The 12,319-nt window shown below is 62.7% G+C and carries 15 protein-coding genes and 1 tRNA gene; 12 read left to right on the plus strand and 4 right to left on the minus strand.

Annotation, left to right across the window (positions count from 1 at the left end):
* Window positions 1-499: 499 nt before the first annotated feature.
* On the minus strand, window positions 500-907 hold the full coding sequence (locus GM910_RS10685) for a hypothetical protein (protein WP_159587530.1): 408 nt from the start codon (window positions 905-907) through the stop codon (window positions 500-502).
* 154 nt (window positions 908-1,061) lie between these two features.
* Here GM910_RS10685 and GM910_RS10690 point away from each other — a divergent pair, with 154 nt between their 5' ends.
* Genes GM910_RS10690 through GM910_RS10715 form a run of 6 tightly spaced genes read left to right on the plus strand, consistent with a single transcriptional unit; the run spans window position 1,062 to window position 6,377 of the window.
* Window positions 1,062-1,745, plus strand: a complete 684-nt coding sequence (locus GM910_RS10690) for a (2Fe-2S)-binding protein (protein ID WP_343032981.1) — start codon at window positions 1,062-1,064, stop codon at window positions 1,743-1,745.
* A 4-nt stretch (window positions 1,746-1,749) separates the two neighbouring features.
* The gene (locus GM910_RS10695) at window positions 1,750-4,164 is read left to right on the plus strand and encodes a xanthine dehydrogenase family protein molybdopterin-binding subunit (protein WP_159587532.1); all 2,415 of its coding nucleotides are present in this window, start codon (window positions 1,750-1,752) and stop codon (window positions 4,162-4,164) included.
* Between the two features lie 22 nt (window positions 4,165-4,186).
* Window positions 4,187-5,176 (plus strand): FAD binding domain-containing protein, encoded by a 990-nt coding sequence (locus tag GM910_RS10700; protein ID WP_159587534.1) that lies wholly within the window; start codon window positions 4,187-4,189, stop codon window positions 5,174-5,176.
* Between the two features lie 3 nt (window positions 5,177-5,179).
* Window positions 5,180-5,326 (plus strand): hypothetical protein, encoded by a 147-nt coding sequence (locus GM910_RS10705; RefSeq protein ID WP_159587536.1) that lies wholly within the window; start codon window positions 5,180-5,182, stop codon window positions 5,324-5,326.
* 53 nt (window positions 5,327-5,379) lie between these two features.
* The gene (locus GM910_RS10710) at window positions 5,380-5,982 is read left to right on the plus strand and encodes a cytochrome b/b6 domain-containing protein (RefSeq protein ID WP_159587537.1); all 603 of its coding nucleotides are present in this window, start codon (window positions 5,380-5,382) and stop codon (window positions 5,980-5,982) included.
* Window positions 5,979-6,377, plus strand: a complete 399-nt coding sequence (locus GM910_RS10715) for a hypothetical protein (protein WP_159587539.1) — start codon at window positions 5,979-5,981, stop codon at window positions 6,375-6,377. The genes GM910_RS10710 and GM910_RS10715 overlap by 4 nt, the downstream gene beginning before the upstream one ends.
* A gap of 58 nt (window positions 6,378-6,435) precedes the next feature.
* Here the strand turns inward: GM910_RS10715 and GM910_RS10720 are convergent, their stop codons facing one another.
* Together GM910_RS10720 and GM910_RS10725 are read right to left on the minus strand one after the other, a co-directional pair.
* Window positions 6,436-7,503, minus strand: coding sequence for an IS110 family RNA-guided transposase (locus GM910_RS10720; protein ID WP_159587541.1), 1,068 nt, complete (start codon window positions 7,501-7,503; stop codon window positions 6,436-6,438).
* A 72-nt stretch (window positions 7,504-7,575) separates the two neighbouring features.
* On the minus strand, window positions 7,576-8,349 hold the full coding sequence (locus GM910_RS10725) for a helix-turn-helix domain-containing protein (RefSeq protein WP_159587543.1): 774 nt from the start codon (window positions 8,347-8,349) through the stop codon (window positions 7,576-7,578).
* A gap of 129 nt (window positions 8,350-8,478) precedes the next feature.
* On the opposite strand from GM910_RS10725, the gene GM910_RS10730 reads away from it, so the two are divergent.
* From GM910_RS10730 to GM910_RS10740, 3 genes are read left to right on the plus strand one after another with little or no spacing between them, the layout of a single operon-like run.
* Window positions 8,479-8,901 carry a VOC family protein gene (locus GM910_RS10730; RefSeq protein ID WP_159587544.1) on the plus strand — a complete coding sequence of 141 codons (423 nt, stop codon included), beginning with the start codon at window positions 8,479-8,481 and terminating at the stop codon, window positions 8,899-8,901.
* A gap of 38 nt (window positions 8,902-8,939) precedes the next feature.
* Window positions 8,940-9,389: an SDR family oxidoreductase gene (locus GM910_RS10735; protein ID WP_159587546.1), complete on the plus strand. Its 450-nt coding sequence runs from the start codon at window positions 8,940-8,942 to the stop codon at window positions 9,387-9,389.
* Window positions 9,356-9,772, plus strand: coding sequence for a Rossmann-fold NAD(P)-binding domain-containing protein (locus GM910_RS10740; protein WP_159587548.1), 417 nt, complete (start codon window positions 9,356-9,358; stop codon window positions 9,770-9,772). The genes GM910_RS10735 and GM910_RS10740 overlap by 34 nt, the downstream gene beginning before the upstream one ends.
* Before the next feature lie 189 nt (window positions 9,773-9,961).
* Here the strand turns inward: GM910_RS10740 and GM910_RS10745 are convergent.
* A tRNA-Ser gene (locus GM910_RS10745) sits at window positions 9,962-10,051 on the minus strand.
* A 289-nt stretch (window positions 10,052-10,340) separates the two neighbouring features.
* On the opposite strand from GM910_RS10745, the gene GM910_RS10750 reads away from it, so the two are divergent.
* The 3 genes from GM910_RS10750 to GM910_RS10760 all read left to right on the plus strand — a co-directional run bounded on the left by GM910_RS10750 (window position 10,341) and on the right by GM910_RS10760 (window position 12,100).
* On the plus strand, window positions 10,341-11,024 hold the full coding sequence (locus GM910_RS10750; protein ID WP_159587550.1) for a 50S ribosomal protein L21: 684 nt from the start codon (window positions 10,341-10,343) through the stop codon (window positions 11,022-11,024).
* Between the two features lie 100 nt (window positions 11,025-11,124).
* The gene (rpmA, locus tag GM910_RS10755; protein WP_159587551.1) at window positions 11,125-11,394 is read left to right on the plus strand and encodes a 50S ribosomal protein L27; all 270 of its coding nucleotides are present in this window, start codon (window positions 11,125-11,127) and stop codon (window positions 11,392-11,394) included.
* 118 nt (window positions 11,395-11,512) lie between these two features.
* Window positions 11,513-12,100: a GNAT family N-acetyltransferase gene (locus tag GM910_RS10760; protein WP_159587552.1), complete on the plus strand. Its 588-nt coding sequence runs from the start codon at window positions 11,513-11,515 to the stop codon at window positions 12,098-12,100.
* Window positions 12,101-12,319: the final 219 nt, after the last annotated feature.

Raw genomic sequence — 12,319 nt, forward strand, 5'->3', positions numbered from 1 at the left:
CAACGCCGCACCATCCCGATGAACGTTCCGTCGCGAATGTCGGCTCACGGCAGAGTGCGCCTTTCGCGGCAAGCGTGCGGATGTCTGTCGTGGTGAAGGGTTTCGGATGCCATCGTTGTCGCGTCGAACGCGCCATCCATCCTGGTGCTGGATGAGATCAGACAAGATAGCTCCGTGCCGCTGTTCGGCGTGTTCCCGCCGCTACAAGAAGCTCTTGCTGCGTCAGCCAGTGGCCATGTCGGCATCATGGGCGTTGGTTCTCTGGTTGAGAGCAAGGCTTAGCAAGGCTTTCAGGCGCTTTGTTCAACACCATGCCAGCAAGCCCGAGAACGTCGCTCTGATCAACGCTTCATCCAGGTGTCTTCTCCACAAGCGCGCGAAGATTCATTATGTCGTCCATCATCGGTGCTTCCTTCGAGCCAGGTTGGCTTCCGAACTCGCATTCAGATTCGAACAGGCGATTTCCTCCTGTGGAGCACCAGGTCGAGTCTGATGCACATCAGTGGTGGCACACTTCGATGAGGGCCTTCACCCGCTCTGTCTGGCCCAGGATATCTGTGGCGCGGCTCCGGCAACTGGCCCCATCGTCGCCGGCTTTCTCGATGAGAGCCTGCATGGCTGAGGCAAGTTCGCTGCACCCGCAGGCGGTTGCATGGTCAAAGGCGGATTGGAGCGCTTCGAAGGCCTCCTCCAGCGCTGCAGGACAGGCTAGGGATTCGTCCCGCAGTACGTATCGCGCGCCATAGAACGCCTCCAGCGATGGCAGACAATGGCGATCTGCATAGCTTGGCGAAGGACAGAAAAGTGTCATCGAAACAATAAAACTTGAATATATAAGTCCAGTTTTAAGACCCTTAAAGATCTGCCGCGCACGAACGGAGCCGATGTTCAGGATCGCTATTATCACACTATTGTGTCCTCTCATGCCGAAAATCCTTCGACACATTGTCTCAACTCACTTGAGAGTCTAGTATTCCGTCAGAGTGTGGGCAACACACTGACGCGGCCTTACAGGGATACGCGCTCATCCTGCCAGGCCGCATGACTGGGAGGAGCCACCCATGGAAACTTACGGACCTTACGATCCGACGGTCGACTATGTGCCGGGGCCGGCACCGAGGCCGAAGCACGGACGTGACGGGGAGACTTCCTCGTGGCGACCGCTGCATATGTCGCGGCGCAATTTTCTGCGCGGCGTCGTCTGTTCCGGCGTCGTGATCGGCGGCTCGGCCTATCTGTTCTCTGCTACCACGCCAGCGCGGGCTGACACCCGTGCCGTGGAGCGGTTGGTGCGTCTCACCGTCAACGGCCGCACGCACAGCGTGGAGGTGGCGCCGAACGAAACACTCGCGACCACGCTTCGCTACCGCCTCGGGCTGACCGGCACTAAGATCGGTTGCAATCAGGGCGAATGCGGGGCCTGCACGGTGATCGCCGACGGGACCACGATCTATTCCTGTTCGACACTCACCCACCGTGTCCGCGACAGCGAGATCACGACCGTGGAAGGCATTGCTGGAGAGGACGGCACGCTGCACCCGGTGCAGCAGGCCTTTATCGAGGAGATCGGCCCGCAATGCGGTTTCTGTACGCCCGGCCAGGTCGTGAGCGCAGTTGCGCTCTTGAACCGGAATCCGAACCCGACGATCGAAGAAGCGCGGCTGGCGATGTCCGGAAACCTCTGCCGGTGCGGCGCCTACGACCACTACCTGCGCGGCGTCATGAAGGCCGCAGAGAGGGTGTGAAGCCATGGCTTACAAACTTATCGGTAAGAACTTCATTCCGCCCGACATCGAAGCCAAGGTCACCGGCGCGGCCGACTATGCCGAGGATTTCCGTGCCGACGGCATGGCGCATGTCAAGTTCTACGGCTCGCCCATGCCGCATGGCCGGGTCAACAGCATTGACCTGAGCGAGGCGGAAAAGATTCCGGGGTTTCTCGCCGCGCTGCTGCCAGAAGAGGTGAAACAGCCCGACTCGCCGGTCGGCTTTCCGATCCTCACCAGCGAGCCGACCTATTTCGGCCAACCTATCCTGGCGATCGCGGCCGAGACCGAACAGGCGGCTGCCGATGCCATCGCCGCGGTTCGGATGGACATGGAACTTCTGCCCTTCGTGACCGATCCGCTTGAAAGCCTTCAGCCCGATGGGCCGAACGCGCTCGACGGCTTGAACGTCGCCGGCAGCGACATCGACGCTCAGGAACTGAAGTGGTCCGGCCGCGACTTCGCCCTGGCCGACGAGAACGCCTTGCCCCGCGGCGAGGCACCCGTGGAATGGAGCTTCGGCGACGTGGAGGCCGGCTTCGCCAATTCCGCCGTCATCGTCGAGGAAAGCTTCGTGCATGCCTCGAACGCCCACCATGCGATGGAGCCCCGCTCCGCTGCGGCCTACTGGGAGGGCGGCAAGTGCCATGTCTGGGGATCCACCCAGTCGACCGCCTTCGCGCAGCCGGGCCTTGCCAACCTGATTGGCATCGAGCTGTCGGATCTGGTCCTGGTTTCGGAGTTCTGCGGTGGCGGCTTCGGCGGCAAAGGCACGACCTACCCGCTGATGGCCCTTCCGGCGGTAGTGTCGCGCAAGCTTAACGGCCGACCGTGCCTGCTGCGCGTCACCCGCAACGAGGAATACAATAACGGCTCTGCCCGCGCCGGCTTCCAGGGCTGGGCGAAGCTCGGCTTCAGTCAGGAAGGGCGCATGCTGGCAGCCGACATCTACGTCGTCCAGGATCTCGGCCCAACCTCGGGCTTTCCGGATTTCAACAATGTCGGGTCTGCCGCCGTCATTGTCTTCCAGCCTGAAGCGGCCCGTTTCCGCGCCACGCCGGTGCTGACCAACACCGTGCCCAAGGGTCCGCAGCGCGGTCCTGGCGAAAACCAAGCGGCGAACATGCTGGAACCGCTTCTGGACAAGGCCGCGCGCGAACTTGGCATCGACCGGCTTGCGCTCAGGCTCGCCAACGCGCCTGGTGGCGGCGTCGGCGCCAAATACGGCCACGAACAGGGCCCGGTGACCTCCGCCTACCTGAGGGAGGCCCTGGAGATGGGTGCGGAGGCCTTCAACTGGACAGAACGCTCGAAACAATCCGGCATGCGCAACGGCTCCAAGGTGCGCGGCTACGGCATCGGAGAGGCCTATCACACCGCTGGCTCGAACGGATTCGACGGGCTGGTGCGCATCACCCCCGACGGGGCGTTGCACGTGCATACCGGTGTCGGCAATCTCGGGACCTTCTCCTATGCCTCGACCTCGCGCATCGCCGCGGAGGCCCTCGGCTATGAGTGGGACCACGTCGTGCTGGAGTATGGCGGCACCACCAAGCATGTGCCGTGGAATCTCGGCCAGTTCGGGTCCAACACCAACTTCACCATGGCGCGGACGAACTATGTCGCCGCGATGGATGCCGCCCAGAAGCTCAAGGAGATCGCAGCTGCCACCCTGGGTGGTAGCGCGGAGGACTATGAGCTGAAGGACGAGCGGGTGGTGAAGACCGGCGACGAGAGTGCCGGCATGTCCTTTGCCGAAGCCGCGCAGAAGGCCATCGAGATGGGTGGCCGGTACGACGGTCATGAGATTCCCGACGATATCCACCCGATGACCCAGGCTTCCGCCAGCGCCATCGCCGGTACGGGCCTGGTCGGCGTAGCCAAGGACAACCTGCCGAAGGACGCCACGGTTCCGGCCCTGGCGGCCGCATTCATCGAGGTGGATGTCGATGTCGAGACCGGAAAGTTCGAGATCCTCGACTATCACTGCGTCGCCGACTGCGGCACGGTCATCCATCCGATGGGGCTGGCCGCGCAGGTGCGCGGCGGCGCAATGATGGGCTTCGGCCTCGCCACGTCGGAGCGGCACGTTTACGACCCGCAATATGGCCGGCCCAACGCCCAGGCGCTCTATCAGGCAAAGCCGAAGACCTATCTGGACATGCCCGCGCAGATGAACTGGGCGGCGGTCGACCAGCCCGACACCCAGAGCCCGATGGGCACCAAGGGCATCGGCGAGCCTCTGGAGGGGGCTGCGTCCTCGGCGCTGATTTGTGCCATCTCGGATGCGCTTGGCGGACACCTGTTCAACCGGACGCCGGTCGTGACCGACATGATCCTGAATGCCGCCGAAGGGCGGCCGCAGTCCCACAAGCCGCTTGCCACGAACACCGTGTGAGCGAGCGCGGGAGGAGGACATAATGACTGACGTGATGCACAATTTCGAGCTCTTCCAGCCGGCCACACTGGCGGACGCTCAGGCCATCCTCGGCGATCACGAAGATGCCTGGATCATCGCCGGCGGCATGGACAGCCTCGACTGGTTCAAACACCGGGTGAAGCAGCCCTCGGTGGTCGTCGACATCGCCAACATTCCCGACCTGCACGGCATCCGCGAGGAGGACGATCGCGGCCTTTGGATCGGCGCGACGACCACGCTCACCGAGGTGAACGAAAGCGAAGCGGTGCAAAGCCGCTTTCCCGTTCTGGCGCAGGCGGCGTTGCGGGTCGCCTCGCCGCAGATCCGCAACAAGGGAACCATCGGCGGCAATGTCTCGCAGGACACGCGCTGCACCTACTATCGCGACGGCTTTCCCTGCTACCGGGCCGGGGGCAACACCTGCTACGCCAACACGCCCACGGCGATGAACCGCGAGCATGCTCTCTTCGGCGTAAGCCGCTGCGTGGCGGTGACGCCTTCGGATACGGCAATCGCGCTGAGCGCACTCGAAGCGATGTTCATCGTCGAGCGGCGTGGAGACCGGAGCGAGGTGGCGGCCGCCGATTTCTTCATCGGCCCCGACATCGACATCACCCGCATGACCAGCCTGGAGCCGGGCGACATTCTCGTCGGCATCCGCGTTCCCGGCAAATGGGCCGGATCGCGCCAGTATTTCGAGAAGGTGGCCGACCGCAACACGTGGGATTTCGCGCTCGCCAACATCGCCATGGCGGCGACCGTGGACGCCGGCGCAATCTCCGATATCTCGATGGTCTGCGGTGCCGTGCAATGCACACCGCGGCGGCTGACCGACGTGGAGAGCCTGGTGCGCGGGGAAACCCCGGGCGAGGAACTGGAAACGCTCGTCAAGCGCGTGGCGGCGCGGGGCGCGGAGCCCCTGAACTTCAACCACTTCAAGGTTCCGCTGATGGAAAACCTCGCCATGCGCGCGATCCGGTCCCTGGCGTAGGCCATGGAGTTTCTCCGGCATACGCAGGACGCCTTCGGCCAGAGGATGCTTGTCGGCGTGAACTGGGATATCCTCTGGCTTCCGGTCGCGGCCGCCGCCGCCGTGATCATCCTGCATCTTGTCATAAGGACACTGCGCCGGATGGGCTGACCTTCCGCCCGGCGCCACCACCTCCTCGACAAAATCCAAAGGAACAGGAACGCATGAATACTCCGATCCGGCATCAGGGCGTGCGCCACCGCCTTGCCGATCGACTTTTTCACTGGGGGATGGCGGCCTGTGTCATTTTGCTGGGGGCGACCGCCTTCCTGCCGATCCTCGGATACAGGTTCGACTGGGTGCCGCTGCACTGGACGTCCGGCGTGGTTCTGGCGCCTCTCGTGCTCTTCCATCTCTTTCGCGTGTTCTTCGTCCACGGCGTGTGGGAAATGGTCCCGCGGGGCGACGACATCCGCGAAATCGGGCGTGCCACACGAGGCGCCGGCCGGGAGGCTCTCACGGAGGCGAAGTACGATGCCTTCCAGAAGGGCTTTCACCTCGCCGCGGCCACCACCGTTCTGGTTCTTCTGGCAACGGGTCTCATCATGCTCGCCAAGATCGACACGATCTTCTGGCGGCGCGATCCATCGATCCTGACCGACTACACCTGGGGGATCATCTACGTCATTCACGGGGCCGCGGCCCTGATGCTGTTGTTTCTGTTCATCCTTCACGTCTACTTCGCGCTCCTTCCCGAGCACAGGAGCTTTCTTGCCGCCATGATCAGCGGGCAGGGGCCGGAAAAAGCCAGAAAGGGCAATTCATGACCGACCGGATGACGCAAGCCGCCGCAATGCGTGACGCTTTCGACCGCATCGAGGAGTCCTATGAGTTCATGCTGGCCTATGCCGCCCAGGGCAGGAAGCATGAGATGGTGGAAGGCAGCGGCGAAAGCCAGATCCGCCGCTACCTCAAGCGCTTCAGCGCAGCGCTCGACGATCTCGAAAAGGCGCTAGATCAGGGGCCGGGCTTCCCGGACGGCGCGGCATTCGGCGAACGCTTCCGAACCGACATATCAGTCGTGCGTTCGGTTCTCGCCATCCTGCTGGTGCAGCCTTCCATCACATCGGACATGATCGACAACACAAACGGCCTGATCGCCATGCGGTCGCTGCTTACGGATGTCTTCTTCACCGATCAGGCGGTTTTGCCACCACGCTGAGCATGGAACTGCGGAGCGTCGTTGGGAATCTAGGTCATCGCCAGATGCTGCACTCGTGTCACCCAAACACATCGCGTGTCATTCCTGACATGGAAGCATTGGATTCCTGCCCCATTTTTGTGGCCTGCAACGCAGAGGGACGAAGTAGGAACTTGGCGCACAGCCGGGTCTGCGCTTTCCAGGCGATGGCCCGGATGTGATCGGGCAGCCTGGCATTGCGTTCTCGCAGTGCTCGCCCCTCCCGCGCAGGGTAGCGGTATTGCCATGCGGATTCGATCAGTATGGCGCGCGCAGCGGCGTTGCCGGTCCGGGTAAGTTCGCCGCGCCTCGTCCGCGTTCCGCTGGAATGCTCGGCCGGCACAAGACCCAGCCAAGCCATCAACTGCTTCGGGCTGTCAAAGCGATGCAGATCGCCGATCGCCGCCACCAGCGTGACAGCCGCGATGAACTTGATCCCGCGTAGCGCCTGAAGCGCCGTGACGATCGGTGCCAGCGGCCAGCACCTGCTCCAGGCGGTCGCAGCGCTCCTCCAGTTCCTGGATGCGCGCTTGTATTCCTCATAGACAAACTGCTGGTGGGGAAAGGCGAAGCGCTGGTCCGAGAGCCAGCGCCAGTGCATCCGGCCCCATATGGCCTTACCTGGAAAGCGGCGGTCGTGCCGCAGCAAGAAGCTCTTCAACGTGTTCTTCGCCGACACGAGTTCCTGCTTGGCCTGCCGGCGCGCCCGCACCACGTCGCGGATCGCCTCATGCGCTTCGTCCGGCACCCAGACGGCGGTGAGTTCGCCGGCGCGCAAAAGCCGGGCCAGCGTCTGCGCATCGCGGCGGTCGGTCTTCACCCGATCGTTCGGCCGTCGCGGCATCGAGGATGGCGAGATCACGACGCAATCGATCCCGAGCTTCGTCAGGAAGCGATGGATCACGAACCCACAGGGCCCGGATTCGTAGCAGACCTTCAGCGTCGCACCGTCTTTCCCGATGCTCGTTAGCGCCTTGTGCAGCGCCTCGCCGTCATTGGCGACCGTCCCGAAGAAACGGATTTCCCGGTTCCTGGCTTCATCGGCGACCGCAATCGATATCGTGTCCCTATGGACATCAAGACCAATGTATTTCGTGGAAATGGTCATATCTGCTTCCTTCCATTGTACATTGCGCAATGTGCAACATCCAGAAGCCCCACCACGCAGGGCAAGTGACCATCATCGGGTCTCTCTAAATTTGGTGCGACGATATCCTTTCGGCGTGATACCGGCGAGGCGTCTGCTTTCTCGCACCAGGTGCGCTTGATCGGAGTAGCCAACTTCAGCTGCCATTACCGCCGTCGGCGATTGCGACGTTCGTGAAAGCCTTAGGAAGCGCTGATAACGCAGAATGCGCTCGAGCGTCTTCGGGCCATAGCCGTAGCTCTCGTCGAAGCGCCTGCGCAGCGTTCGCTCGCTCATGGCGAGCGAACGCGCCAGCCACGGAACAAGCGGCACGCCCGGAGGCGGACCTGCTTCGATAAGGGCATAGGCCGCGCTCATGGCCGCATCGGTCGGCCCATCTGCCGCGTTTTCAGCTAGGACAGCCTCGATCGCGGCGACTGCGTTGCCGTCTTTCTGCGACTTCCAGATTTGGTTCGCAAGGCGGGTCGCTTTCGAACCCCAGAGGTCCTCAAGCGCCGGCCGCTGACCAACGAGCTCGTTTGCGGGAATCCGCAACCACGCTGCAGCGGCGGCGGGACGAAAGCGAAACCCGATGACAGTCGCACCTGCGGGTACGATCTCGGTGTTCGCCTCCTTGTCGGGGCCAGCAACCCGAAGGACGCCATCGATCCACTGCAGATCGATAGCGCCGTCCGGGGCCACGATGATCGGCGGCGCCCGGTCCTGCGGCATCTTGTGTATCCACAGCGCGGTAAAAATTTCGCGCAGGCCCGGCGAAACCGGCCGTTCACGAAAGTTACCGATAGTACCCGCCGGCACTGGCTGCATCGTCTGTCCCATGCGCGACAATGTTGGCCGAATTCTTCAAGAACTCGGGCTCGCCCTGGCTCAAGTTGAACCCGCAACCCGGCGTGACAGGCCTTCGGAACCATAAAGCAACAGCCAGTGAGAGTAATCATGAAACCTAGAATCAGTGTGATCACAATCGGTGTCAACGATTTGGAGGCATCGCTGAAGTTCTACCGCGATGGCCTGGGGCTGCCGACAGAAGGTATCATCGGCAAGGAGTTCGAGCACGGGGCTGTCGCCTTCTTCGATCTTCAGAACGGCGTCAAGCTGGCCTTGTTTCCGCGTGCCGACATCGCGCACGACGCGGGAATCGAAAAGGCCGAACCCAGTTCGACGGAATTCACCCTCGGCCACAACGTCATGAGCGAGAGCGAGGTCGATGCTGTGATGGACCATGCCGTCGCGGCCGGCGCTCGTCTGATAAAGCCGGCCCAGAAGTCCTTTTGGGGTGGCTATACGGGTTATTTCCAGGATCCGGACGGTCATCTGTGGGAAGTGGTCTACAACCAGGCATTCCTCCCCGAAGACTGAGCGATTATGGCGCCAGTGCGCCGACCCAGGAGACAACCATGACAATTCTCATTACGGGCGCGACCGGCAAGATCGTGCAGCACCTCATTCCATCGCTTCTCGAGCAAGGCCAGTCTGTCCGCGCAATGGTTCGTTCACCTGACAAGGAGGTAGCGCTCGGAAAGCAAGGCGCAGGAACAGTCATTGCCAGCTTCGAAGATCCGGGGGCGCTAGACAAGGCCTTCGCCAGCGTCGAGACGCTTCTTCTCGTGACACCGCCACACAAGCACGCCACCGGTTGGGCAAGCGCGGGACTTGCGGCGGCAAAACGGGCGGGTATCAAGCGGATCGTACGAATCTCGGCCCTCCTCGCCGGGCCCGATGGCCCGTCCGACAATAACAGGCTACACGGCCGGACCGATGACGAGCTTCGCGCTTGCGGCATTGCGAGCGTCATCCTGCGGCCTCACTTTTTATGCAGAACCTGCTGGCGGACGTGCCTACCCTGAAGGCGCAGGACACCCCCTACGCCGCTGCTGGCAATGCCAGGCTCGGCATGATCGATACGCGCGATATTGCCGATGTCGCCATGTGCGCCCTGCTCAGTTCAGCTTGGGACGGCAACACTTATGATCTTACGGGGCCGGCTTCGGTTTCTTTCCACGAAATCGCTCAAGAGTTGTCTGAAGCTATTGCCCAAAGTGTCAGGGATATGGGCTTGGGTGAATGGTTCGCCCAAGGCTCTCACGAATACCTCCTGGCCTATTCACGTGGCTGGGGCGATTTCACCACCGACGCGGTTCAAGCAATTTCAGGCAAGCAGGCCAGAACGATCAGGCAGCTCACAAACGAGGTACTTGTTCCCGCACTAACCGAAACCGTTCGGGCCTGACCATTAGCGATGATGTCGGCTTGCTGCTACCAGATGCCAAGAACCATTGTTGCCGCAGAAGGAGGGAAATCGGTGGCTATCGGCGTTCCCAGCCAATGACTGAAGAAGGGGAATGGCGGATATTTTTCGTGCGGCGATCGGCGGCGATTAGGTAGCCATCCCGCAGAGAATCGTGCAATCGGCGGCGAATGGCGGAGAGGGAGGGATTCGAACCCCCGATACCCTTGCGAGTATGCCGCATTTCGAGTGCGGTGCTTTCAACCACTCAGCCACCTCTCCGCGCGGGCGCACAGAGCGCCCGAATGCAGCGGCGCTTAGATAGCGGCGAACCAATTTTGTTACAAGGCCATTTTACGGCGCAATTTGCCGCTTTGCCTTGACCGCTCCGCCCTCGTTCAGTATAAGTTTGCCATCTGCGGCGCGGAGGATTCTCCGCGCCGCTTATTTCGTGGGCTCATAGGGCTCACGCCGAGGGCTCACAACGAGCTGAAACGACTGACAAAAAGACGGCAGGTCCAGCTCCGCAAGGGGCAGACCAAGCCGGACCGGACACTGAAAGGCAAGAAAGATGTTCGCAGTCATCAAAACCGGCGGCAAGCAGTACCGCGTCGCCGCCGAGGACCTCCTGCAGGTCGAAAGGGTCGCCGGCGAGCCTGGCGAGATTATCCAATTCGGCAGCGTGCTTGCCGTGGGCGAAGGCGAGGACGTGACCATCGGCGTGCCCTTCATCGACGGTGCCAGCGTGGCGGCGGAAGTGGTCGAGCAGGGCCGCGGGCCGAAGGTCATCGCCTTCAAGAAGCGCCGGCGCCAGAACTCGCGCCGCAAGCGCGGCCATCGCCAGCTTCTGACGACGGTGCGCATCTCCGAGATCCTCCTGGGCGGTGCCAAGCCTTCCAAGAAGGCGGCAAAGCCCGCGCCGAAGGCGGAAGAGAAGCCGGCGGCGAAGGCCGAGGAAAAGCCCGCCAAGGCCAAGGCGGCGCCGAAGGAAAAGGCGGCCGAGCCGGCGGAAGCCAAGGCCGAGAAGACCGCCAAGCCGCTGTTCACGGCGCCCAAGGGCGAGGCCGACGATCTCACCAAGATCAAGGGCATCGGCCCGGTGGCCGCCAGCCAGCTCAACGAGCAGGGGATCGCCACCTTCGCGCAGATCGCCGCGCTGTCCGACGAGGATATCGCGAAGATCGACGAGGCCATGCCCTTCAGCGCCGACCAGATCCAGGACTGGCGCGAGCAGGCCAAGGCGCTGGCGCAATAAAGGTCGGGCCACTGGCCTGAGGCAAACGATTTGCAAATGAACGCGTGTGCGTTCATAAGGGAAATGAAGGCGCTCCTGGCGGGCGCAAAGGAGTAGAGTCATGGCACACAAGAAAGCTGGCGGTTCCTCGCGCAACGGGCGCGACTCGGAGTCCAAGCGCCTTGGCGTGAAGAAGTTCGGCGGCGAGAAAGTGCTCGCCGGCAACATCATCGTGCGTCAACGCGGGACGAAGTGGCACCCCGGCGCCAATGTTGGCCTCGGCAAGGACCATACGCTCTTCGCGCTCGAGGCGGGCGCAGTGTCCTTCGCCAAGAAAGCCAACGGCCGAACCTACGTGTCGGTAAACCCGATTATGGACGCAGCGGAGTAGCCGGTTCCGCACCAAAACACCGGCAACCCATCTTGGGGGCCGGTGTCCGGAAAATCCGGAAAAGGTTCAGGGGAGATGGGTTGCCATCTCCCCTTTATTTTTGTCCGGAGGAAGAGAAATGGTTGCTGAAACTGAAGAGGTCGAGAGTGAAAGTCTGAGTATAGAGTGTCCCGTTCTCGTCACCGAGCGGCTGGTACTACGCCCACCGCACGAGGACGACATCCCGGAGTTGGCGGAGCTGGCCAACAACCGGCGCGTGGCCGAAATGCTCTCGCGCATGCCCTACCCCTACAGTGAAGCGGACGCACGGGCCTTCGTGCGCGGCAGCCGCTCGCGCGAGCGCTCGGGGTGCCATTATGCGGTGGCGCTCGCCGACAGCGGCGCCTTCATCGGCTGCGCCGGGCTCGACACCAGGCAATACGGGCTGGAGCTCGGCTACTGGTTCGGCGAGCCCTACTGGAGGCGCGGCTATGCGACGGAGGTGGCGCATGCGTTGGTCGATCTTGCCTTCAGGGCGACCGATGTCGACCGGCTGCATGTCTCGTGCCGCGTCATCAACAGCGCTTCGCGCCGCGTCATCCACAAGTGCGGGTTCCAGTATATCAGCCAGGGCATGATGGACTCCGTGGTGGCCGGCAAGGTGCCGGTGGAGCGCTATCAACTCGACCGCAAGACCTGGGTGAGCCTCAGAAGCTGGGGCGGATAGGCGGGATGCTGTTCGCGCCGTGATCCCGGCCGAGCGACCTGTCCGCCGAAGCCAGTAGGGCGAAGGCGGAAGCGAGAGCCGGGACCATTCCGTGACATCGACGCTCCGGCCCGCTTCGCCGGAGCTTCAGCGAGGCGAGAATGGGTCCCGGACAGCCTCCGCCCTGCGGGCTACGGCTTCCGGGATGATGGCGTCGAGCGGGTTCGCCGCCCTCGCGCT

The sequence above is a fragment of the Chelativorans xinjiangensis genome (assembly GCF_009812055.1).
GTDB lineage: Bacteria > Pseudomonadota > Alphaproteobacteria > Rhizobiales > Rhizobiaceae > Chelativorans > Chelativorans xinjiangense.